The following is a 19,961-nucleotide window of genomic DNA, read 5'->3' on the forward strand; positions in this document are numbered from 1 at the left end:
CCAGATCCCTTACGCGACCAGCGCGAGGCTGTCGGCAAAGATGAAATCGCTCGCGTCGAGGACGGATGCGTCGACTCCGGCCAGTTGAATCGAATGGTTGCCATAGGCCACCCAGGCATCGCCGCTGTCGGGGAAGATGGTGAGCTCCTGGAAATCCGTCACGCCCCAGGCGGAAACATCCAGTAGATCCGTTCCATCCTGATAGCCAGAGGTCCCTGCCGGCCCGTCATTGGCCACGACATCTTCACCGCCGGTGAATACAAAAGTATCCGAGCCCGCGAAACCGACCAGAATATCGCTTCCTGCGGTATCATGAATCTCCGTGCCGGTTTCGGCAAGGAAATCGTAGAGCCCTCCGAGGGAGTTATTCATGATTCCGTAGATAGCCAGATCGAATTTATCGAGGCCCGGCTGGCTGGGGTTGAAGTTCTGGTCGATACCGAGCGTGAGCGCAGCCGTCGGGAGCGTGAGGCCGGCGCTTGACTGACCGTAGCCGGACCCGAAGGTAAGCGTATCGACGTCGCCGGTGAGGTTGCCTCGTCCGTAGTGGAAGTTGCCTTCGATGAGCACGCCGTTTCCACCGGTCGCCCCATTGCCCCATTCGGTGTAATCCCAGCCCGGATTCTGAGCGATGACCCCTTGGTCAGTCTGTAAACCGACGCTCGGCCCCCAGAAAGCACCATATTGGGAATTCCAGCCGGCATTCGACCAATTGGACAGGAAGCCTTTGAAATCCGAGGTCGAAGACGCTAGTTCAATCGTGGTAGCCATGATCAATCTCCTTTGTATGGCTGCTGTAGTGCCTGAATCTCTCATGATCCGGGCGGTTCTCCCCAGTCGGGCGGCCACCCGGCTGGGGAACTGTCATCGCCGGCCTTGACGGCCCGACGAAAACTCAGAAACGCGTGCTCAAGCTGGCAAAGAATGTGCGCCCCGGCGCCGGATAGCGGCTGCCCGCCGGCACATGGTTGATGTCGGTAACGTTGTCGAGACCGAACCGAAGCGTGGCGTTGTCATTGACCCGATACGATCCGTAGAGGTCGAGCTTGGTATATTCGTTGGTCAGATAACCGCCGTCCGGATCGAAGACCGGTACGATTTGCGTCAGCGTCGGCGTGACGTGGGTCAGGCGTGCGCCAATTGCCAGCTTCTCCTCGAAAAAGCGCACCCCGGCATCAATCGTCCCCTTGAATTTGGGTGGAACATCCGCCGCGAACATCTGGATATTATCGTTTTTAAGCGTCTGGCCGTACCAAACGCTTTGAACATTCCGCGGCCATTCGGTTGTAAGCCAGGTTGCCGAGCCGCCGATCCAGAACCTACCGGTGTCGTAATTTCCTTCGATCTCAACGCCTCGCATCCGCGTCGGATCGATTGCGTTCACATAACCCAGATATTGTTGAGAGCCCGGTCCCGGATAAAAATTGCCGATCACGATGAAGTCTTCGATCTTGCGCTGAAAGGCGGATATTTTCAGCCTCAGGCTGTCTTGTTCCGTGGCTATCCCATCAAGGCTGATGTTCGCGCCGATTTCCCACGTTCTGGCGGTTTCCGGTTCCAGATTTTCATTGGGCGCGTAGGTATCCTGCGGCTGATTTGTGCTCGGCAGACCGCCAGTGAAGAACGCTTCGGCAATGGCCGGAGGACGGTAGCTCTGCGAATAGCTCACATAGGGCCTGAACCAGTCGACCGGCTTGAATTCCACCATCGCCGATGGCAGCCACGCGCCATCCGAGCGGTCGATATCGAGCGTTGTACCGGGATAAGTCTCCGGCTTGCTCAATTCCGGTATGGTCGAGCCGGAACGATAAAACGTATTGCCATGGGTTTCCCCGCAACGGTTCTTGAGCGCCCGAATTAAAGCTGCCGGCGCTCCAGTCAATGACCCCGGATTAGTTGCCATCCGGTGGTCATATTCTGTAATTTTGCACGTTGCTGTATAATTAAATGCGGGGTCGACACTGTAATAGGTTGGTGCCCCTTTCAGCCGGTACCAATCATAACGCACCCCCGCCGACAGCGTAACCCAATCGGCCGGCTCCCATTCACCGCTGATAAAGCCGCTCGCAATATCCCGGCGGCCTGCCGGGCTGAAGGAAGTGAAGTTATTCTCCAGTTCCGGCCACGCCGTAATCGCTGCGTTCGTCGCGCTCGACTTGGAGCGGTCGCGAAATGCCTCGACGCCGTAGTTCAGGCTGACGCCGCCCAGCTTGGTGTCGAACTTGCTGGTATTGTCGATATTGAAGCCGAAGCTCAGGAAATCCGCTTCGATCTGCGTATCGGGATAGTCGAGACGCGCATGGCGCAGCGTTTCTTCCCGCGCGTTGTTCATCCATAAACTGCTCCGCAGGTCGATGAGGTCATTGTCGGCTGGTTTCCAGTCGAGGCTCGCGGTAACCGTATCGACATTGACCTCCTCATCGTTCATGCCGCTGCCCATGTCCCAGCCAAAGGTCTTGTTCTGGTGCATCCAGGAGAGGCTTGTCTGCACATCGCCGAAATCGCCTTCGAGCTTGAGCAGCGATGACAGATTATCCCGGCCCATCAGCGAGGTTTTGCCGGATCCCGCGCCTACCCACTCCACCTCACCGTGACGGCCGACACGGTACTCGCCCAAATTCTGATGGCTCAAGCCGGCGAGAACCGAGAAGGGTGTTGCGCCCAGGCGAGCCGCGCCGAGAACCGAACCCTGGAAATGCTGATTGTTGGTGCCGAGGGTCGTGTTCGTCTCGATGCCCCAGTTGCGGACGGATTGGATGAGATCGTCGGCCCCGACAGTGCGGAACGTCACCGCACCGGCCAGCGACCCGGCAAGGCCGCCCCTCGCGCCGGTGGCCCTGTCCACCTCGACCGCGCGGATGAAGGCCGTATCGACATAGCCTTTGCCGGAACTGCCGACATAGGAGTCGCTGCCCGCCGTGACCGTGCGGTTCGCGTTCTGCCGCGCCCCGTCGATCGACAGCACCACGCGCCCCATATCCTGTACGCCCCGGATATTGGGCGAGATCGCGGGGGAGTTGGCGACGGAATTGTTGACATAGGCGCCGGCGGCATTGTCCAGAAGGTCACGCGGATCGCGCGCACCTTGATGCGATTGGATCGCCTCGCGCGACACGACACTGACGGCGGAGGGCGATTCGTAAACCCAGTCCGGCGTCCCCTGGTAGCCGGAGCCGCTGATCTCAGTTCGTCCCTGCCTGCCGGTGACCGTTATCGTATCGAGGAGGATAGACCCATCCGCGGCGACAGCCGGTTCCGCCGGCGCCTGCTTCCCGATGACCGCGGTGCCGTCACGTGTGATGCGGTAGGAAAGGCCGGTGCCCGCGAGTAGGCGGCCAAGCGCCTGGTCCGGAGCGAAGGCACCGTTGACGGCACTCGATCGGATGCCGCCGGCAGCTCCCGCCGCCACGGTGACTTGCAGGCCGGACTGGTGGCCGAACACATTGATGGCGCTCGCAAGCGGCTGCGCCGGTATGCTGAACGACCGCACCGCGCCCTGTCCCTGTGCATGAGCGGGCGGCACAGCCGGCGGCAATGTCATCATAAGCCCGCATAAGGCCACGAGAGCGGTCGCCGAAAGCAACGTGCACTGCCTCTTACTGCGAATGAAATCCAGATTGGTGTCGGCTCGAACTATACGCGCCCCTGTCCCCATCGTCTTTTCGTCTTTCCTGTCTTCGTCGCCACCTGTCCCGTGGTGGCGCTTCCGACCGGAAGACGAACTGCGCGTGAAGTTTTTTCAGGGCTCGATCAGGTTTTTGCTAAATTATGAATTTCGCTATCAATTTTTTAGCGAGAGATTATGCGCGCCAGCGGCGTCACCTCATGCACCACCCCTCCATAGGGAGCAACGAGGGCGCGCAGCGCACGGTCCGGATCGCGCAGATCGTAAACGCCCGTTACCCGCTCATCGGCCAACGCCGGATCGGAAAGGACGATCCAGCCGGAGTGGTAGCGGCGCAATCGTTCAACGACGGAGCCGATTGCCGCGTCAACCACATGAAGGTTTCCCCCGCGCCAAGCGCCGATATCTTCCACCGCCACCGTGGAGATCTTCATCCCGCCGGTCTCGCGGTCGATCACAAGCATCTGCCCCGGAGACAGGGTTTCCTCGGAGCGCCTGCCTCCGGTGGCGAAGGATGCCTTGACGGAGCCGCGTGCCAACGCGACATCGGCTGTCTGCGCAGCCAGGCGCACGTCGAAGGCGGTCCCGAGAACCTCCACCTTCACGCCGCCGGCTTCGACGATGAAAGGCTTGTCTGCCATGTGCCTTACATCGAAGAATGCTTCGCCGGCGAGCAACTCCACTTCCCGGCGACCATCGGTGAAGCCGAGCTTGATGGCGCTGCCGCCGCCGAGCTGGACCGTGCTGCCGTCGCTGAGAGCGATGGTGCGGTTTTCGCCGGTGGCGGTCACATAGTCGGCTGTGGCGCGCATCATTATCGCCGGAATCAGGATTGCGACGATGCAGGCGGCCAGGCCAGCCGACACCGCGAGCAATCCTCTTCGCACCCAAGGACTTGCCGGTCTCGCCGCGACGTCCGGGACGGCTATCGCGCCATCGTCCCAGGCACGCCGGAAAGTCGGGGGAACATGGCCCAGGAGACTCCATGTTTTCTGCGTCCGTTCCCAGGCGGACCGGTGTCCGGGCGAGCGGGCCAGCCATTCATTGAACGATGCGGCGAGCGCCGGGTCGTGCGCATTCTGCGTGAGCCGCAGCAGCCAGTCAGCCGCCTCTTCGGACAGAGACAGCGCGCCATCCGGCCACTGGTTCGGTTTGTCGTTCATCTCTGCCGTCTCGTCCCGGGGTTTCGCAAGCAATCTCACTGGCTTCTATCCGAATAGACGAACGGATCGGGCTTCTTTTTCACGGTGGCCGAAAAATCATTGCCTGTTCCGGCCAAGATGGTCGGTGATCTCAGCAATGGCTTTACGGATCATCCGATGCACCGTCGGAACGGAGATGCCAAGATGCGCGGCAATGTCTTCCATTTTGTAGCCGCCATAGCGGTGCATCTCCACTGCAATGCGGACGTCTTCCGGCATCCTCGATAGAACCGACGTGATTTGCCGCAACTCCTCGCAAAAAAGCGTCGCCTGTTCCGGATTGGCGACAGGGGGCGGTGTAACCCAGTCCGGTGGTTCCTCCTCCCACCGGCGCTCCGTTTGCCGCCGGCGCCGAAAATCGAGGGCCAGATTGCGCACGATACGGAAGAGATAGGATTTTGGAGAGGAAGCGGGTTCGACATTGGCCGGCACGAATTTCAGGAAGGCTTCCTGGACCACATCTTCAGCGGTTTCGCGCGACCCGACGAGATGTTTCGCATAGTCGATGAGCGCCACGCGATGGGCGAAATAGAGACCCAGACGACCATCCCCTTCCTTCATGCCAGCCACTCCCCACCGCCGCGCACCTCACGGCCACGTCCGCTAGGAAGCTAATACCATACAAATATGAATATAAAACTCATATTTTATCCATAGCAGCATGGGGACACAAAGACGCTGCCATGTGATGCAGCCAACAGATGGTTGTGCCGCTCGCGGCTGCTCCCTATATGTGCTTCACATTTGCTTGAATAAGGAACGACCATGGTAAGACCGTCCCGGACAGCCCGATTTGCAACACTTCTGGGAGGCCTGATCCTGGCATTTTCCATGGTGGCCCTGGACCATGCCGAGGCACGCCGCGGCGGCAGCTTCGGCAGCCGCGGCGCCCGTACCTACCAGTCGGCGCCCCCAACCCGGACGGCGCCGCAACCGGCCGCTCCCGTCGAACGTTCGATGACACCGAACACCGGCCAAAGCAATGCCGCCCGCCAGACGCCGGCGGCGGCGTCACGTCCGGGCTTCATGAGCGGTTTTGGCGGCTCGATGCTGCGCGGGCTGGCGCTCGGCGGCCTGATCGGCCTCCTGCTCGGTCACGGCTTCGGCGGCATGGCCGGGATGCTCGGTTTGCTGCTTCAGGTTCTGCTGATCGGCGGCGTAGCGATGCTGCTCATCAGAATGTTCCGCTCGCAATCAGCCCGCTTGCCAGCCCCTGCTATGGCCGGAAAATCCTCCGGCCCCGGCAGCTTCGCTTATCGCGAGACTTCGGGCGGCAGTCCTCTCGGCAATCCCCCTGGAGCGGGATCCTTTGGATTTTCGCACCGTCCGGATGCCGCGCCGCGCCCCGCCAATGCCGACGAAATCGGCCTGACGCAGCGGGATCTCGACACTTTCGAGAGTATACTGGAAGAGGTGCATGATGCTTTCGGGCGGGAGGATCATGCCGGTCTGCGCCGGTTGGCAACGCCGGAAATGGTATCCTACTTCTCCGAGGAGCTGGCTGAGAACGCTAAAAATGGCGTGAAGAACGATGTGACGGACGTCAAGCTGCTGCAGGCGGATATCGCGGAAAGCTGGCGTGAGGGCGACCGCGATTACGCCACGGCGGCGCTGCGCTACGCATCGCGGGACGTGCTCCTCGACCGTGCCGGCGGCACCGTTGTAAAAGGGGAGGGCCACCCCACGGAAACAACCGAAATGTGGACATTTACCCGCCAGAACGGCTCCGAGTGGAAACTATCGGCAATCCAGGAAGTGTAGTCAGCCGGCGCGTTCGCCGGCGGCCACCCAAGCGAATCGAGCGCGCATCCCTTTCTCCCACCGCTCCCGAACGTTTAACGGGGCGGAGGCGGCGCCGACCAAGCGTCTGCGTCGCCGACATAGGCCTTTTTGGTCTTCTTGTTGTATAGGCACAGCATCGCCGTCGAAGATCCACGCGTACGGTCCTGAACCAGCATGGCAGCCATGCCGGCGCGATCATCGAATGCGACGATCCTTGAGGGACGGGGATTGCGGATTCCGCTTGCTGCGATGCAGGCGCGTGTCACTTTGGCGTTGAATTCCGCCCAGGCATCGCTGCTCGAGGCGTGCGCAGCACCGTTGATCGAGGCTAGCGAAAGAGCGGCCAGGCCCATGCAAATTGCAGCGCGCATTATAGTCTCCTTTTGCTTGACAAGCCTTAGGCCACGAAAATCCGCGCCGCAACCATCTCTATGCTGAGAATTTCCACAGCTCCGGCATCCATCGGTAGCCCCAGGCGGTCTTCATCAGCCTCCCCAGGCCGGGAAAGGGAAAATGAAACCCGAGGATGACGAGCCGGTCGGTGGCTATCCGGTCGAAAAGCTTCTTTCTCGTCTCGATTGCCGCCTCCTGATCTGTGTCGACCCCCGGCAGCCAGCCGTGGTCGATATTGAGCAGCGGATGGTAGACCAGATCGGCTGTCACCATGAGCTGTTGGTTGCCCGATGAGATAAGGAACACGCAAAGGCCGAGCGTGTGCCCGTGGGCAGGCATACTCATGATGCCAGGAACCACTTCGCTGCCCGGACGATAGCGGACGACATTTGAGCGAACGGCCTCCACATTCGTCTTAATGTTGCGGATGAAGCGCTCCCGGAACTCCGGCTGCATGGGTAGATGGGTCAAATCCGGCTCGTTGGCGATGAAGAAGTTCCAGTCGGGTTCCGGAATATAAATCTCCGCATTGGGGAAGGTGGGCGTACCGTCTTCCCGGCGCAGATTGCCGACATGATCCGGGTGCGTATGGGAGATCACGATGGCGTCGATGTCTTCGGGCCGAATCCCCATGGCTGCAAGGCGTGCAGGCAATTTTCCGCCATTGGGCCCCATCGTCAGGTTCGCTCCTGGATCGACCAGATATTTCCTTCCCCCAGTCTCGATCAGCAGCGTGTTGAGCTGCAGTTCAAACCTCTCGGGGACGTAGCTTGTCGCTGCCAGTACCTGGTCCAGTTCCTCTTGTCCGGCGTTGCGGGCATAGATGCGGACATTGCCTGCGATGGTGCCGTCACTGATGATCGTGGCGCGGATATCGCCAATTGCGAGCCGATACAGCGCGGCGTTTTCATCCGGTGCCGGGTCGATTGCAGCCGTGCCGGAGGCGTAAGCCCCTTCAGGCATCAAAGCGCCTGCAGCGATTGCGGTCGCGCCTCCGCTGAGCAGCAAGCGGCGCGATAGCACATTGGTCGTGACGCAGCGTTCAATGTTTGACATGGCCTGTTCCTGTTCTACGACTGGCTTAGTTGGTGGAAGCATTTTGGACAGTGAGGCGGGCGCGCACGCGATTCGCAAAGCCGCGGGTAGCGCCCCAGTGCCAGGATTCATCGCATTAGCGGTGACGATGGCCATGATCGAACCGAGCAGATGGATTGCTGGTGAAGAACTCCGCGCGGCTCCACTCGAACTCGGCAGTCACCGGACCAAAAAAGAGCCCTTGCGTGTAGAAGGTTATCGAGAGCAGGCCGCAACCGGCGCCGATCATCGCGGTCAGCAAGATCTTCCAGTTGTTCCTGACTTCCGAGGCTATGCTGATTGAAGACATCCGGCTCTCCCTGCCTCCACAAAAAGACAGGGCAGCCTAGCGGCGGAATGCCGGATCGATTAGACGAAGAGTTGCGAACGGGCCGTCCGTCCCATCGGACAATCAGCGCCGGGACGGCCCTCAGCAGCGGACAGCGCGCAGATAGTCGATGAAGGCGGCAGCGGCGACGGCATGTGCCGGCGGCTGGGATAATAGAGATACGGCCCGGAAAACGCCTGCCACCACTCCTCCAGAACCGGCATCAGAACGCCCGCGTCCAGTTGCAGCCGCAGATATTCCTCGAAAGTGTAGATGATCCCGCCTCCGGCCATCGCGCCGGCGAGTTGCAGATCGATCGAGCTTGAGAGCAACGGTCCATCGGGCACGATGCGCAGCACTTCATCGCCGCGCTCGAATTCCCACGTCCCCACCGCTCCGCTGGGAAAGCGGTTGCCGATCAGGCGGTGGTCGGCGAGGGCGTGCGGGTTCTCCGGAATGCCGTGACGGGCAAGATATGCGGCGATGCCGCGGCGACGAAGCGCTGGCGGCGGGGCCCAATGGGCACGGCGATCATGTCCTTGGCGATGCTTTCCTCATAACGCCCCCCCGCATCGAAGCCGCGGCCAATCACATCGGTGAAGTCATTTTCCATGACCACATCGATATTCACGCTGGGATATTTTTCCATGAAGCCCGGGACGATCCTCGGCAGGATATGCCGCGCCACGGGGACGGGAACATTCAATCGAAGCGTTCCCACTGGGCGGCTGGCATCGTCATGCAGGTCGTTTACAGCCGCCTCGATCTCCGCGAATACCGGCTTCACCCGCTCGAGGAAGCGTGTGCCGGCCTCCGTCAGCGTGATGCTGCGCGTCGTCCGGTTCAGAAGCCGAGCGCCGAGATCCGACTCCAGCCGCCTGACGGAATCGCTCAACGTGGAAACGGCGACGCGCTTGATCTGCGCGGCTATCCGGAAGCCTCCGGCATCGGCGACCGCGATGAAGTTCGAGATATCAGCGAAATTCGGCGATGTCATCATGCCTTTCAGGCATATGTCTGGGTGAATCCCTCGTCAATCGGTATTGAAGGCGGCGCCCGTCGCAACCAGGTTGGCGCAATGGGAGGCCGTCTCCCGCCCGCCGGTCAGGGCATGGGCGAAGGCAAGCGAATCCTCGAAAGACCCGTTGAGGACCCCGCCATGGGTCAGGCCATCATAGCGATGCCAGGCAACGCTGTTCCCGGACGCGCACAGCGCAGCAACGGCGGCATATTGCCGGTTGGGCTCGACGGTGGTGTCGGCCAGTCCGGTGCCGATGAACAGCGGCACCCCCAGAGGCCCCATCGGCATATCGGTGACGGGAATGCGCAACCTAGCCAATTCCTCCGGCGAAATGGAGAGGGTTTCGGCAAGGGACCGGACCTTCAGGTCACGGGCCAGTTGCCCGATCTGGCTGGTGCAGCCACGCCGCGCCATGTCGAGCAGCTGTTTTCCCTTCGGACTCACGATCTCATCGATCGGCGGCCCATCGTCGCGAAGACCGCCGGATGCAAAGCTCAGGAACATGTTGCTGGAATTGCGCACGGGAAGCGAAACCGGCCCTTGCGGGAAAGTGACGTTGACCGCCGTTGCGATGGCGCCGAGAATGTTGAGTTCGGGCGCATATTCGGGCCACAGCCTGGCCGCGCCCAGCGCCGCGCCCGAGCCTTGCGATTGTCCTGCGACCAGCACTTCATTGGAGATCGTGCCGGGCTTCGCGATCAGCGCCGCGCGGATCGAATCCAGCACGGAACGGCCTGCCGCCTGCCAATGGAGATAGGGATGAGGACCGGGCCCTCCAAGGCCCTGATAATCGGTCGCAACGACGGCGAAGCCCGCTTCAAGCCAGCGACTGAGATAGGAAGCGTCGCGTGGCTTGAAGCCCGTCCATGATGGAGCGCATATGTCGGCGATGCCCAGCGTGCCATGCCCCCAGGCGACCAGGGGCCAGCCTCCCTTGGGCGGGGCGCCTTTCGGCAGGTAGAGCATACCGCTGATAGGAATGTTCCCCGAATGCCAGCGCGCATCACTGGATACATAGAGAATGCGCAAGGTTTCTCCTGCCGCGCCCATGCCCGGCTGGCTTGCCAGCGTTTCCTCGCGCAGCAATGCCCCGGGCTTGCCGGGCAAAGGCGTGGCCGATCGATAGAAGGGAGACAAATCCATGTCGCCCGCGGCGGGCCCCGCCGGCAGCACGCCATCAGACGGCGCCTTATCCTGCGCCATCGACGGGATGGGCGCGCACAGTGCGAGTGCACCAAAACAGGCAAGCAGCCTTGCGGCTTTTGCGAACATCATCTTCCGTTTCCCCTTGTTTCCTGTTGTGCCGCTGTTTCATCGGCTGCGATCTGCTCGTGATTGCGGATGACTTCCTCGATGATGAAGCCGAGCAGTCTCTCCGCGAAATCCGGATCAAGCCCGGCTTGCTCGGCCAGATGCCTCAGCCGGGCGACCTGGAGCTCCTCCCGCGCCGGATCGACCGACGGCAGCCGGTGGCGAGCCTTCAATCGGCCGACTTTCCCGGTGCAGCGAAAGCGCTCGGCCAGGATATGGATCAGGGCCGTGTCAAGATTGTCGATCGATTGCCGGTATGAGGAAAGCTCGGCTTTGATTTCGGATTCGTCCATTACGGGCACCGCCTGCTTGCAAACCGTCTAGAATGGCCCTCATCGTGCGATTTGCATCCCCAGCGGGACATGTCCTTTTGTTAAGATATATTGCGCCGGGCGCTTATCCGTCGCCTCTCTCCGCAACAAAGCGTAATATAACGACATGCCCAAAGCGGGCTGCCCGTGAAAGGTAGCTTGGCCCCCGCCTCCAGTCGAAGGAGATCATAATGCTACGTGCCCTGTTGTTCGCCGCCCTCGTCCTGCTGGCGCCCTCCGTGGCTACCGCCGACGAAGATCCCCGGCGCGTCGTCGAAGCCTACTATGCAGCCATCGACAAGGGAGATTACCAGAGCGCCTATCAGCTATGGGACCGGCAGGGCCAGGCGAGCGGCAAGAGCTTTGCCGCCTTTCGCGACGGCTTCCTCTCCACCGCGCGGTCACGCGTGGTCACGGGTTCACCAACCAATGGCGATGCCGGCATGAGCCAGCAGTGGATCGACGTGCCCGTCAACGTTCATGCCACGCTGACGAACGGACGCCGCCAGCATTTCCGTGGCTATTACAGGCTGCATCGCATTGCGCCGGGCGTCGGCGCGCCTGCCGACGCTGAGAAATGGCATATTTCTGCTGCGAAACTCCTCCCCATGCGCTAATCATCGCGCGCCCACCTGAACATGCGAGGACTCCGGCCTTGACGACGACCCCTGAAGAAATCCGCAGCACGCTCGCCATGCAGCCGCACCCGGAAGGCGGCTGGTATGTGGAAACCTTCCGCGATAATGCCGCCACAGGCGGGCGAGGCCATTCGACCGCCATCTATTTCCTTCTCGAAGCCGGCCAGGTTTCCGCCTGGCACCGCGTCAAGGACGCCGCCGAGGTCTGGCACTGGTATGGCGGGAGCCCGCTCGAGCTGAAGATTTCCGATGGCACCGCCAGCCGGACGATCCGCCTCGGTCTTGATCTGCAAAAGGGGGAGCGTCCGCAGGGCGTGGTGCCGGCAGGCTGGTGGCAGACGGCCAGAAGCCTCGGCGCCTGGACGCTGGTCGGCTGCACCGTCGCCCCCGGCTTCGATTTTACCCAGTTCGAGATGAGTGAGCCCGAACCGAGCGCAGAAAACGCCGGCCCCGCTTAATCAGGACCGGCATGGCCTAATGTCGAGTTGCCATCATCGATCAAGGCGAGAATTTTGGAGGTATTGTCGCCAATGCCCAATGTCGATTACTACGCTGCGGCAAAGGGAATCGATAAGTATGCTAGCGCGGAATACGCTCGGGTTGAGGGTGCGGATTGCAATTTTGAAGTTGTAAAAAGTGGAATGGACTCGCTTTATTTTTCCATCGATCTTCTGAAGAACGAAGTGAACAGACACGATCATTGATACTAGCCTTGGGGAAAGCCGTCGGCCCTGCGGCCTCATGCTTCGGGTCTGTGTAATAGGTAGCGGAAGTTTATTTTTCTCTGAGAGACAACGTTATGAGCGACGAAAAAGAAAAAAAGCGCTTTGTCTTAGACTTAGATGCTATTTCTGAGGCAAATAAGCTAGCCCCTAAAATGAAAGAAATGCAAAAGGCAATTGAACTTCCCCAAAAGACGCTTGCCGGACCTATATCAGATATACATAAAATAATGGAGAGCCAAGAAAAACTTTGGCAAAAAATTCGTTTTCCAATTGATAGATCGATATTAGGCAATAGTGATTTATGGAAGACGCTTGATAAAATAAAAACGCCATCACTTTTTGAAAACAATAATTCGCTGTTGAACAGCCGTAATGCAATCCCAGTTGCTGCGGAAATCCAAAATCCGACTGTTGAAATCCCGAATCTGTCTCCTCATCCTGCCCATGAAACCAACGAACGTTTGGAAGAAATGGAAAGCCATTTCAGCCAGATGTTGCAAATTATGACAAATGGCGCGGCGATAGCTACAGGGATACAGGAACAGGCAAATGAATTTTTGGCGAAATTCGAAAAGGCTTCGGAAGATACGGATAAATCAGCGAGACAAGCAATTAGAGTTGGCCTCATTGCTATCGTTATCGCAATTATAACGCCGCTTGTTCAAATAGGATACGACACCTTTCAGGACCACACAGAAGAAAAACTGGAACACCTCACAAATGAAGTGGCTAGTCTGCGAAAGATAGAAGAAACTTCAATTGATAAGCTAGTCAATGAATTGCGTAACCAGAACGGTGATAGCCAAATCGTTTTACAGCTTAAATCCGATAACGAAGCGAACCGTGAAATATTGCGCCGGATTGAACAGGCGTTGTCGCAACTCAAAGCCAACTCGAAATAGCCCGCCGGTAGATCGGCGGGCTAGGCTTGACCCCTATTAGCAGGTGCGACTACATCTATTCGCAGCCTACCGGCTTGGTGATTTCCGCAACCACGTAGGGCTGGACACGGCTGTATGCACGCTCAAGCCCACGCACGCGCTCCTCATACGATTCAGCGATTGGCATGGCTACGTTGGCCGGAACAAGAAGATCAAGGTCCGCTGCAAGCTTGCGGGCTTCATCGCGAAGGCTTACCGCCAAGTTAAAAACATCTACCGGAACGGGCTGAAGATGCCCGATTTCCTTCGGCCACGTTTCGAGTTCAGGCATGAGTTCGGAGAGATCGGATTTTACCTGCTCGATAATCGTTGGGGCATATTTTACCTGGGAGGCGAGAACGAGGCGCTTCAATGCAGGGTTTAATATCATTACGCGGCTTTCTTTTCGTTGTGGTTAGGGTTGGATAGGCACGAGTCCGGCCATATGCCGCCTTCCTCACCAACTGCTTGAATAAGCTGGGTGCGTAGATCGTGCGGCGAGGTCGGATCGAACGTCCGGGCGATGTGCTCAAGCTCGTCAAGCATGGTGCGGTAGGTGTCGGTGGCGATGTAAACATCCTGATTGGTCATTTTCGGCTCCCTCTGCAAATCAGTAACTGCTTGTTAAACGCTGGCGTTTATGCAGTCAATAAACGCTGGTGTTTATTTTAAGGGGAAATCCGATTGACCAAGATGGACGATAGCGAATATGGAGCGGTGTATGGGTAGGCCTCCTTTGAATATGAAAGTCGCAACTGTCCGGTTTCCGGCTGAAGTGCTGGAACGGATAGACGCATTGGTTGGAACAAACCGCCGCCCTCAATTCATCCGGGAGGCGGTTGAGCGTGAGCTTGAGCGTGTGGAAAAGACGGCTCGCGTCGATAAGACGTGAGAAAGGTGCCGGACGCGAAAGAATGGAGGCCGCCGCGTCCGGCGTTCTTGTTCTATAACCGGCCACGAGAAAAACCGGCTGATACCTACGTTATAGCGTTGGCCGGGATGGGATGCAGACGATTAGGAGCGTGATTCAAAAGGGCGCGTTTTCAGCATAGGCTTCACGCTGCGCTTCGGCTTCCCGATAGAGCTTGCAAGGCAGCGAGCCGATGTTTTCCGAGATAAGCCGGACGACCTGAAGAACTGCCGGGACATGCATCGCGGAATGCGTAGATTGTCGCTGTCATCGAACCATGCGCATGCGTCCTTGACGCGCCCGGTAAGCCAATCCTTCAGGACGGCTTCAGCGCTATCGTTCATGATGCTGCACCGGTCCCAGCTTTTGCGGATGCCCTTCGGGTTCCATCTGCTTTGATAAATGCTGGTCATGATGGCTCCTTGTCGGAATAGGTGAGGATTCCTATGGTAACTTCTTCGCAGGCGTTTTCGTACCCATGGGCGTAATGTGTGCTGTCTCCATCCTCCCAATCGACGCGCCCTTGTTCACGCGCTATATCCGCCGCGCGCTGGTCACGAGCCATGAGGGCGCGGGCGATGGGCTTAGCGATCCAATCCTCTACATCTTCGGTCTCGCGGATTTGGAACGCTGCAACGATCCAACGTGCGATCCTCCGCGCCTCCCGCATGATCTCTTCGGGGATTGCCGCCGTGTCGGGGTTATGCTTTGGCATTTGGGCCTCCATTGGTGGGGCCAAACGTAGTCGCGCTGAGCCATCCGGCTGCAAAACCGCAAAGAAAAATAGAAGGGCCCGCGAAGAACCCAAGAAGTGTTACGTCAGTCATTGGGATGCCCTCTCTATTGCGCAAGCCATACCACCGCGCACCCGAACCTTGCCGGTTGCCGCCAGGCGGCGAGCAACGGGCAGGGGTATTCCACCTGCGCCGGCGGTCGGGTGCAGGATACGCTGCGGACCAAGCCGCAGCGCGTTGAGGTATGCCGCGTCAATGCGGCGGGTTGCGGTGCCCACTGGCATCATCATGACAGCACCAAGCGAATACGGGCTACATACAGAGCGTGAGGCGTAGGCGGGCGCCCTACGGGGCGCTTCTACCGCCGCCCACTATCAATGCAATGGCGACAAAAAGAAGCCAGTACATATTAGCTCCGGCTTCGTTATCGATCTGCAAAAATAGCGGCCACCTTGGTCTCCTGCGGCTACGTCGCAGCATTCCACCAACGGTGCGCCGACTCGATTCTTCTAGAACACAAACGGAACAAAGGTGCACGGATTCTGCACACTTTGCACGGCAGTTTCATGCTTTGTTCCGTGCATTTATGCAAAACAGCGGCTATCCGCGCTGTCGTAGCAGTCATCTAAACCATTGATTTTCTTGGGGGAAAATGGTGCTGCGAGAGAGGATTGAACTCTCGACCTCTCCCTTACCAAGGGAGTGCTCTACCACTGAGCTACCGCAGCATCGTTGCGAATGCGGCGGCTTTTGCCACAACATGAGGGAAACCGCAAGCAAGCAATCGAGATTATTTTCGTATGGCGCGAAAGTTCTCCACAGGCGGCGCGGGGGCCGCTTTCCCTTCCTCGAATCCTATAGTAATAGTTAGCGGGATGAAGGAGAGTTCCAGACAGCCTGATCCTGATCCTGATCCTGATTCCGGGGGCCGCGGGGCCGTGGACCGCAAGCAGCGGCTTTCCGAGCAATTGCGGGCGAATCTCGCACGCCGGAAGGCGCAGGCGCGCGCGCGCCGCGCCGGTAGTGCGGATGACAGGAATGAAGGCATCGAGGTTGTTTCGGATTCCGTCAATAAACCGTCAAGGACCGATGTGGGATAATGCACACGCGTCAGTAATGTGTGTGTAGTGAATGGCGTTCGGGTTTCCCCCAGCGCTGCTCATCCGGTGCCACAACCCGGAAGGCCGCCAGGCTTTGCGGCAGGGTCGTGTGCGGAAAAACAACCTGGATAAACGGGGCTCTTGATCCCCGTGAAAGTGGACAGACATGGATCGCATCAAAATTGTCGGCGGCAACCATCTCAACGGTGTCATTCCCATCTCCGGCGCCAAGAACGCCGCGCTTCCCCTGATGATCGCGTCGCTTCTCACCGACGATACGCTGACGCTTGAAAACGTGCCGCATCTGGCCGATGTCGAGCAGCTGATCCGCATCCTCGGCAATCATGGCGTGGATTATTCCGTCAATGGCCGCCGCGAGCGGCAGGACGGCGCCTATTCGCGCACGATCCATTTCACCGCGCGCAACATCGTCGATACCACAGCGCCCTATGAGTTGGTCTCCAAGATGCGGGCTAGCTTCTGGGTGATCGGGCCGCTTCTGGCGCGCATGGGCACGGCCAATGTTTCGCTGCCGGGCGGCTGCGCCATCGGCACGCGGCCCGTGGATCTTTTCCTTGATAGCCTTGCCGCACTCGGCGCCGAAATCGATATCGAGAACGGTTATGTCAAGGCGACCGCGAAGAAGGGCCTCATCGGCACGCATTATACCTTCCCCAAGGTTTCCGTCGGCGCGACCCATGTGCTGATGATGGCGGCGACACTTGCCAAGGGCGAGACGATCATCTCCAACGCCGCACGCGAGCCTGAGGTCGTCAATCTCGCCGATTGCCTCAACGCCATGGGCGCGAATGTCACCGGCGCGGGAACCAGCACGATTTGCATCGAGGGCGTCGAGAGCCTTTCGGGCGCGCGCGTCCGCGTGATTCCTGACCGAATCGAGACCGGCACCTATGCCATGGCCGTGGCGATGGCGGGCGGCGACGTCTTCCTCGAAGGCGCGCAGGCGAACCTGCTTTCCTCCGCGCTTGAGACGCTGCGACAGGCCGGCGCTGAAATCACCGAGACCAATACGGGCATCCGCGTGGTGCGCAATGGCCACGGCATCCATCCGGTGGATGTGACGACCGATCCGTTCCCCGGTTTTCCGACCGATCTTCAGGCCCAGTTCATGGGGCTGATGACCAAGGCCAAGGGCACCTCGCGCATCACCGAGACGATCTTCGAGAACCGCTTCATGCATGTACAGGAGCTGGCGCGCCTCGGCGCGAAGATTTCACTCTCCGGCCAGGTGGCGACGGTCGAGGGCGTCGAGCGGCTGCAGGGAGCGCAAGTGATGGCGACCGATCTGCGCGCTTCCGTGTCGCTGGTCATCGCCGGTCTTGCGGCGGAAGGGGAAACCTATGTCAACCGCGTCTATCACCTCGACCGCGGTTTCGAGCGGCTGGAAGAGAAACTCTCCGGCTGCGGCGCAATCGTCGAGCGCATCAGCGCCTGACGATCCTTCTTCCATGTTGCGCCAAACCCACGGACGTCTTAATTAGAGCATGATCCCGGAAAGTTTGCGGACTTTTCGGGATCATGCTCTAAAACAAACATTTAGAGCGGGGTGCCTTGAATCAAATGGCATCCTGCGCCGGGGACGTCAGCTATTCGCATGGAAACGCCGATGGAAATGCTCAAGCTCGTGGCGCTCGACGATCAGGATTTGCAGATTATTTCGGCCCATCTGCAGGATGCCGTGCTGAAGGTGGGCGATCTCGAATATCTGCCGCAGGAGAAGTGCTTCGTTGCGGCAGGCAACCGCTTCGTCTGGGAGCGCGCCGCATCGGGCCTCTTCGGCAAGCGCACCTTCGAGCGGCGCCGGTCCGTGCTGCATTTCGGCTGCGTTACGGCCGTCAAGGTGAGCGGCATTGATCGCAGCCGCAAGGATGACGTTCTTTCCCTGCTGGCGGTCCGTTTTCTGCCCGGAGAAGCGCCCGAAGGCGTCGTCGAACTGACCTTCTCGGGCAATGCCGCCATCCGGCTGGATGTGGAATGCGTGGAGGCCAAGCTCACCGATCTTGGCCCCGCATGGGAAACCCGCGCCAAGCCGGAGCATGAGGCGTGAACAGGCAAGTTGAGGATTGACGCGTGGTATTGACGCTGAGACAAAGTGAGACCGATTTCGAGGCGAAGTTTGCCGCCTTTCTGGCCGGCAAGCGCGAGGCTTCTGAGGATGTCGACCGCGCGGCCCGTGAAATCATCGCCACTGTCCGCCGTGAGGGCGACAAGGCGCTGATCGAATATTCCCGCCGTTTCGACCGGATCGACCTGGAAAAGACCGGCATCGCGATAACCGAAGCCGAAATCGACGCGGCCGTCGCCGGCGCGCAGCGCGAAACCGTCGAGGCGCTGGAGCTGGCGCGCGACCGTATCCGCGCCCATCACAGCCGCCAATTGCCCAAAGACGACCGCTATATCGATCCGCTCGGCGTCGAGCTCGGTTCGCGCTGGACGGCGGTCGAATCCGTTGGCCTTTATGTACCGGGCGGCACGGCGAGCTATCCAAGCTCCGTGCTGATGAATGCCGTGCCGGCGAAGGTCGCGGGCGTGGAGCGCATTGTCATCGTCGTGCCCGCGCCCGATGGCGTGCTGAACCCGCTGGTGCTGGTCGCGGCGCGGCTGGCCGGCGTGTCCGAGATTTACCGGGTCGGCGGGGCGCAGGCGATTGCGGCACTTGCCTTTGGCACGGAAACGATTGCGCCCGTCGTCAAGATCGTCGGCCCCGGCAATGCCTATGTTGCAGCGGCGAAGCGGCTGGTCTTCGGCACTGTCGGCATCGACATGATCGCGGGTCCTTCGGAGGTGCTGGTGGTCGCGGATGGCGACAATGATCCCGACTGGATCGCCGCTGACCTCCTGGCGCAGGCGGAGCACGACACCGCTGCCCAGTCGATCCTGTTGACCAATGACGAAGCTTTCGCGCGCGCCGTTGTCGAAGCCGTTGAGCGCCAGTTGAAGACGCTTCCACGAACGGAAACCGCCTCGGCCAGCTGGCGCGATTTCGGCGCGGTGCTGCTGGTCGAAGATTTCGAGACGGCGCTGCCGCTCATCAACCGCATCGCGGCGGAACATCTGGAGTTGGCGGTGGCCGATCCGGAAGCGCTTCTTCCCGGCATCCGCAATGCGGGCGCGATTTTCCTTGGCAAATATACGCCCGAAGTCATCGGCGATTATGTCGGCGGGTCGAACCATGTGCTGCCGACGGCGCGTTCGGCGCGTTTCTCGTCCGGACTGTCTGTGCTCGATTACATGAAGCGCACCTCGCTCTTAAAGCTCGGGCCTGAGCAGCTCCGCGCTCTCGGACCGGTGGCCATCGAGCTGGCGCGCGCCGAGGGGCTCGACGCCCATGGCCGGTCGGTGGCGATAAGGTTGAACCTATAGGGCAGGCATGACATCCGGCGGCGGCAGACAAACAAAACTGATCGACGTCGAGCTGGACGAATCCATCGGACGTTCCACCCCCGACGTCGAGCATGAGCGCGCCGTCGCCATCTTCGATCTCATCGAGGAAAACAACTTTTATCCCGTTGGTGATCCCATCGGCGGGCCTTACCGGCTGAAACTCTCGCTGCTCGAATCGCGGCTGATTTTTGCGATCCTGCGCGAAACCGGCGAGGAGGTCGCAACGCATATCCTGGCGCTCGCGCCTTTCCGGCGAGTGGTGAAGGATTATTTCCTGATCTGCGAAAGCTATTATGAGGCGATCCGCTCCGCGACGCCAAGCCGGATCGAAGCCATCGACATGGGGCGGCGGGCTCTCCACAATGAAGGGTCACAGACCCTGAAGGACCGGCTCGGCGGCAAGATCGAAGTGGATTTCGATACGGCGCGCCGCCTGTTCACGCTGGTCTGCGTATTGCATTGGCGGGGGTGAGTTTGGCGGG

The 19,961-nt window shown here is 59.8% G+C and carries 22 protein-coding genes, 1 tRNA gene and 1 pseudogene; 10 read left to right on the top strand and 14 right to left on the bottom strand.

The genetic code is table 11. The features are described from left to right. Positions 1–9: 9 nt before the first annotated feature. The 4 genes from IEX53_RS07210 to IEX53_RS07225 all read right to left on the bottom strand — a co-directional run bounded on the left by IEX53_RS07210 (position 10) and on the right by IEX53_RS07225 (position 5,388). Entirely contained in the window at positions 10–771 is a 762-nt protein-coding gene (locus IEX53_RS07210) for a hypothetical protein (RefSeq protein ID WP_188822874.1), read from the bottom strand. 124 nt (positions 772–895) lie between these two features. Then, a complete protein-coding gene (locus IEX53_RS07215; protein ID WP_236016072.1) occupies positions 896–3,544 on the bottom strand; it encodes a TonB-dependent receptor in 2,649 nt (882 codons plus the stop codon). Positions 3,545–3,789: 245 nt separating this feature from the next. Then, a complete protein-coding gene (locus IEX53_RS07220; protein WP_188822878.1) occupies positions 3,790–4,788 on the bottom strand; it encodes a FecR family protein in 999 nt (332 codons plus the stop codon). Between the two features lie 96 nt (positions 4,789–4,884). After that, positions 4,885–5,388 carry an RNA polymerase sigma factor gene (locus IEX53_RS07225; RefSeq protein WP_188822880.1) on the bottom strand — a complete coding sequence of 168 codons (504 nt, stop codon included), beginning with the start codon at positions 5,386–5,388 and terminating at the stop codon, positions 4,885–4,887. A 270-nt stretch (positions 5,389–5,658) separates the two neighbouring features. Here IEX53_RS07225 and IEX53_RS07230 point away from each other — a divergent pair, with 270 nt between their 5' ends. After that, positions 5,659–6,588: a Tim44 domain-containing protein gene (locus IEX53_RS07230; protein ID WP_373288599.1), complete on the top strand. Its 930-nt coding sequence runs from the start codon at positions 5,659–5,661 to the stop codon at positions 6,586–6,588. A 74-nt stretch (positions 6,589–6,662) separates the two neighbouring features. Here the strand turns inward: IEX53_RS07230 and IEX53_RS07235 are convergent, their stop codons facing one another. From IEX53_RS07235 to IEX53_RS07260, 6 genes and pseudogenes are all read right to left on the bottom strand, one after another. Continuing rightward, positions 6,663–6,980, bottom strand: coding sequence for a hypothetical protein (locus tag IEX53_RS07235; RefSeq protein ID WP_188822884.1), 318 nt, complete (start codon positions 6,978–6,980; stop codon positions 6,663–6,665). Positions 6,981–7,038: 58 nt separating this feature from the next. Then, positions 7,039–8,058, bottom strand: coding sequence for an MBL fold metallo-hydrolase (locus tag IEX53_RS07240; RefSeq protein ID WP_188822886.1), 1,020 nt, complete (start codon positions 8,056–8,058; stop codon positions 7,039–7,041). A gap of 115 nt (positions 8,059–8,173) precedes the next feature. After that, positions 8,174–8,386 (bottom strand): hypothetical protein, encoded by a 213-nt coding sequence (locus IEX53_RS07245; RefSeq protein ID WP_188822888.1) that lies wholly within the window; start codon positions 8,384–8,386, stop codon positions 8,174–8,176. Between the two features lie 59 nt (positions 8,387–8,445). Further along, positions 8,446–9,404: pseudogene (locus tag IEX53_RS24365) on the bottom strand (LysR substrate-binding domain-containing protein). 33 nt (positions 9,405–9,437) lie between these two features. Further along, positions 9,438–10,700: a lipase family protein gene (locus IEX53_RS07255; RefSeq protein WP_236016073.1), complete on the bottom strand. Its 1,263-nt coding sequence runs from the start codon at positions 10,698–10,700 to the stop codon at positions 9,438–9,440. Then, entirely contained in the window at positions 10,697–11,029 is a 333-nt protein-coding gene (locus IEX53_RS07260) for a chorismate mutase (RefSeq protein ID WP_188822890.1), read from the bottom strand. The genes IEX53_RS07255 and IEX53_RS07260 overlap by 4 nt, the downstream gene beginning before the upstream one ends. A 209-nt stretch (positions 11,030–11,238) precedes the next feature. Here IEX53_RS07260 and IEX53_RS07265 point away from each other — a divergent pair, with 209 nt between their 5' ends. The 4 genes from IEX53_RS07265 to IEX53_RS07280 all read left to right on the top strand — a co-directional run bounded on the left by IEX53_RS07265 (position 11,239) and on the right by IEX53_RS07280 (position 13,312). Further along, on the top strand, positions 11,239–11,664 hold the full coding sequence (locus IEX53_RS07265) for a hypothetical protein (RefSeq protein WP_188822892.1): 426 nt from the start codon (positions 11,239–11,241) through the stop codon (positions 11,662–11,664). 38 nt (positions 11,665–11,702) lie between these two features. After that, the gene (locus IEX53_RS07270) at positions 11,703–12,143 is read left to right on the top strand and encodes a cupin domain-containing protein (protein WP_268902575.1); all 441 of its coding nucleotides are present in this window, start codon (positions 11,703–11,705) and stop codon (positions 12,141–12,143) included. Positions 12,144–12,215: 72 nt separating this feature from the next. Then, positions 12,216–12,389 (top strand): hypothetical protein, encoded by a 174-nt coding sequence (locus IEX53_RS07275; protein WP_188822896.1) that lies wholly within the window; start codon positions 12,216–12,218, stop codon positions 12,387–12,389. A gap of 95 nt (positions 12,390–12,484) precedes the next feature. Beyond that, positions 12,485–13,312, top strand: a complete 828-nt coding sequence (locus IEX53_RS07280) for a hypothetical protein (RefSeq protein WP_188822898.1) — start codon at positions 12,485–12,487, stop codon at positions 13,310–13,312. 55 nt (positions 13,313–13,367) lie between these two features. Here IEX53_RS07280 and IEX53_RS07285 read toward each other — a convergent pair whose 3' ends face one another. The 4 genes from IEX53_RS07285 to IEX53_RS07300 all read right to left on the bottom strand — a co-directional run bounded on the left by IEX53_RS07285 (position 13,368) and on the right by IEX53_RS07300 (position 15,702). After that, positions 13,368–13,721, bottom strand: a complete 354-nt coding sequence (locus IEX53_RS07285) for a hypothetical protein (RefSeq protein ID WP_188822900.1) — start codon at positions 13,719–13,721, stop codon at positions 13,368–13,370. Then, on the bottom strand, positions 13,721–13,921 hold the full coding sequence (locus IEX53_RS07290) for a hypothetical protein (RefSeq protein ID WP_188822902.1): 201 nt from the start codon (positions 13,919–13,921) through the stop codon (positions 13,721–13,723). Before IEX53_RS07290 ends, IEX53_RS07285 begins: the two co-directional genes overlap by 1 nt. A 728-nt stretch (positions 13,922–14,649) precedes the next feature. Continuing rightward, a complete protein-coding gene (locus IEX53_RS07295; protein ID WP_188822904.1) occupies positions 14,650–14,955 on the bottom strand; it encodes a hypothetical protein in 306 nt (101 codons plus the stop codon). A gap of 672 nt (positions 14,956–15,627) precedes the next feature. Next, positions 15,628–15,702, bottom strand: a tRNA-Thr gene (locus IEX53_RS07300). Positions 15,703–15,849: 147 nt separating this feature from the next. Here IEX53_RS07300 and IEX53_RS23820 point away from each other — a divergent pair. The 5 genes from IEX53_RS23820 (at position 15,850) to IEX53_RS07320 (ending at position 19,951) form a co-directional block, all read left to right on the top strand. After that, positions 15,850–16,074, top strand: coding sequence for a hypothetical protein (locus IEX53_RS23820; RefSeq protein ID WP_236016074.1), 225 nt, complete (start codon positions 15,850–15,852; stop codon positions 16,072–16,074). Positions 16,075–16,240: 166 nt separating this feature from the next. Beyond that, positions 16,241–17,530: a UDP-N-acetylglucosamine 1-carboxyvinyltransferase gene (gene murA, locus IEX53_RS07305; protein WP_188822906.1), complete on the top strand. Its 1,290-nt coding sequence runs from the start codon at positions 16,241–16,243 to the stop codon at positions 17,528–17,530. Between the two features lie 171 nt (positions 17,531–17,701). Next, positions 17,702–18,142 (top strand): DUF2948 family protein, encoded by a 441-nt coding sequence (locus tag IEX53_RS07310; RefSeq protein WP_188822907.1) that lies wholly within the window; start codon positions 17,702–17,704, stop codon positions 18,140–18,142. A gap of 23 nt (positions 18,143–18,165) precedes the next feature. After that, positions 18,166–19,458 (top strand): histidinol dehydrogenase, encoded by a 1,293-nt coding sequence (gene hisD, locus IEX53_RS07315; RefSeq protein ID WP_188822910.1) that lies wholly within the window; start codon positions 18,166–18,168, stop codon positions 19,456–19,458. Between the two features lie 7 nt (positions 19,459–19,465). After that, positions 19,466–19,951, top strand: coding sequence for a UPF0262 family protein (locus IEX53_RS07320; protein WP_188822912.1), 486 nt, complete (start codon positions 19,466–19,468; stop codon positions 19,949–19,951). Positions 19,952–19,961 lie beyond the last annotated feature (10 nt).

The organism is Paramesorhizobium endophyticum (genome assembly GCF_014640615.1).
In the GTDB taxonomy this organism is placed as follows: domain Bacteria; phylum Pseudomonadota; class Alphaproteobacteria; order Rhizobiales; family Rhizobiaceae; genus Paramesorhizobium; species Paramesorhizobium endophyticum.

Bases quoted from the DNA above. Each gene is read 5' to 3' on its own strand.
- IEX53_RS07210 (WP_188822874.1), bottom strand. From the start codon at position 771: ATGGCTACCACGATTGAACTAGCGTCTTCGACCTCGGATTTCAAAGGC.
- IEX53_RS07215 (WP_236016072.1), bottom strand. From the start codon at position 3,544: ATGATGACATTGCCGCCGGCTGTGCCGCCCGCTCATGCACAGGGACAG.
- IEX53_RS07220 (WP_188822878.1), bottom strand. From the start codon at position 4,788: ATGAACGACAAACCGAACCAGTGGCCGGATGGCGCGCTGTCTCTGTCC.
- IEX53_RS07225 (WP_188822880.1), bottom strand. From the start codon at position 5,388: ATGAAGGAAGGGGATGGTCGTCTGGGTCTCTATTTCGCCCATCGCGTG.
- IEX53_RS07230 (WP_373288599.1), top strand. From the start codon at position 5,659: ATGGTGGCCCTGGACCATGCCGAGGCACGCCGCGGCGGCAGCTTCGGC.
- IEX53_RS07235 (WP_188822884.1), bottom strand. From the start codon at position 6,980: ATGCGCGCTGCAATTTGCATGGGCCTGGCCGCTCTTTCGCTAGCCTCG.
- IEX53_RS07240 (WP_188822886.1), bottom strand. From the start codon at position 8,058: ATGTCAAACATTGAACGCTGCGTCACGACCAATGTGCTATCGCGCCGC.
- IEX53_RS07245 (WP_188822888.1), bottom strand. From the start codon at position 8,386: ATGTCTTCAATCAGCATAGCCTCGGAAGTCAGGAACAACTGGAAGATC.
- IEX53_RS07255 (WP_236016073.1), bottom strand. From the start codon at position 10,700: ATGATGTTCGCAAAAGCCGCAAGGCTGCTTGCCTGTTTTGGTGCACTC.
- IEX53_RS07260 (WP_188822890.1), bottom strand. From the start codon at position 11,029: ATGGACGAATCCGAAATCAAAGCCGAGCTTTCCTCATACCGGCAATCG.
- IEX53_RS07265 (WP_188822892.1), top strand. From the start codon at position 11,239: ATGCTACGTGCCCTGTTGTTCGCCGCCCTCGTCCTGCTGGCGCCCTCC.
- IEX53_RS07275 (WP_188822896.1), top strand. From the start codon at position 12,216: ATGCCCAATGTCGATTACTACGCTGCGGCAAAGGGAATCGATAAGTAT.
- IEX53_RS07280 (WP_188822898.1), top strand. From the start codon at position 12,485: ATGAGCGACGAAAAAGAAAAAAAGCGCTTTGTCTTAGACTTAGATGCT.
- IEX53_RS07285 (WP_188822900.1), bottom strand. From the start codon at position 13,721: ATGATATTAAACCCTGCATTGAAGCGCCTCGTTCTCGCCTCCCAGGTA.
- IEX53_RS07290 (WP_188822902.1), bottom strand. From the start codon at position 13,921: ATGACCAATCAGGATGTTTACATCGCCACCGACACCTACCGCACCATG.
- IEX53_RS07295 (WP_188822904.1), bottom strand. From the start codon at position 14,955: ATGCCAAAGCATAACCCCGACACGGCGGCAATCCCCGAAGAGATCATG.
- IEX53_RS23820 (WP_236016074.1), top strand. From the start codon at position 15,850: ATGAAGGAGAGTTCCAGACAGCCTGATCCTGATCCTGATCCTGATTCC.
- murA (WP_188822906.1), top strand. From the start codon at position 16,241: ATGGATCGCATCAAAATTGTCGGCGGCAACCATCTCAACGGTGTCATT.
- IEX53_RS07310 (WP_188822907.1), top strand. From the start codon at position 17,702: ATGGAAATGCTCAAGCTCGTGGCGCTCGACGATCAGGATTTGCAGATT.
- IEX53_RS07320 (WP_188822912.1), top strand. From the start codon at position 19,466: ATGACATCCGGCGGCGGCAGACAAACAAAACTGATCGACGTCGAGCTG.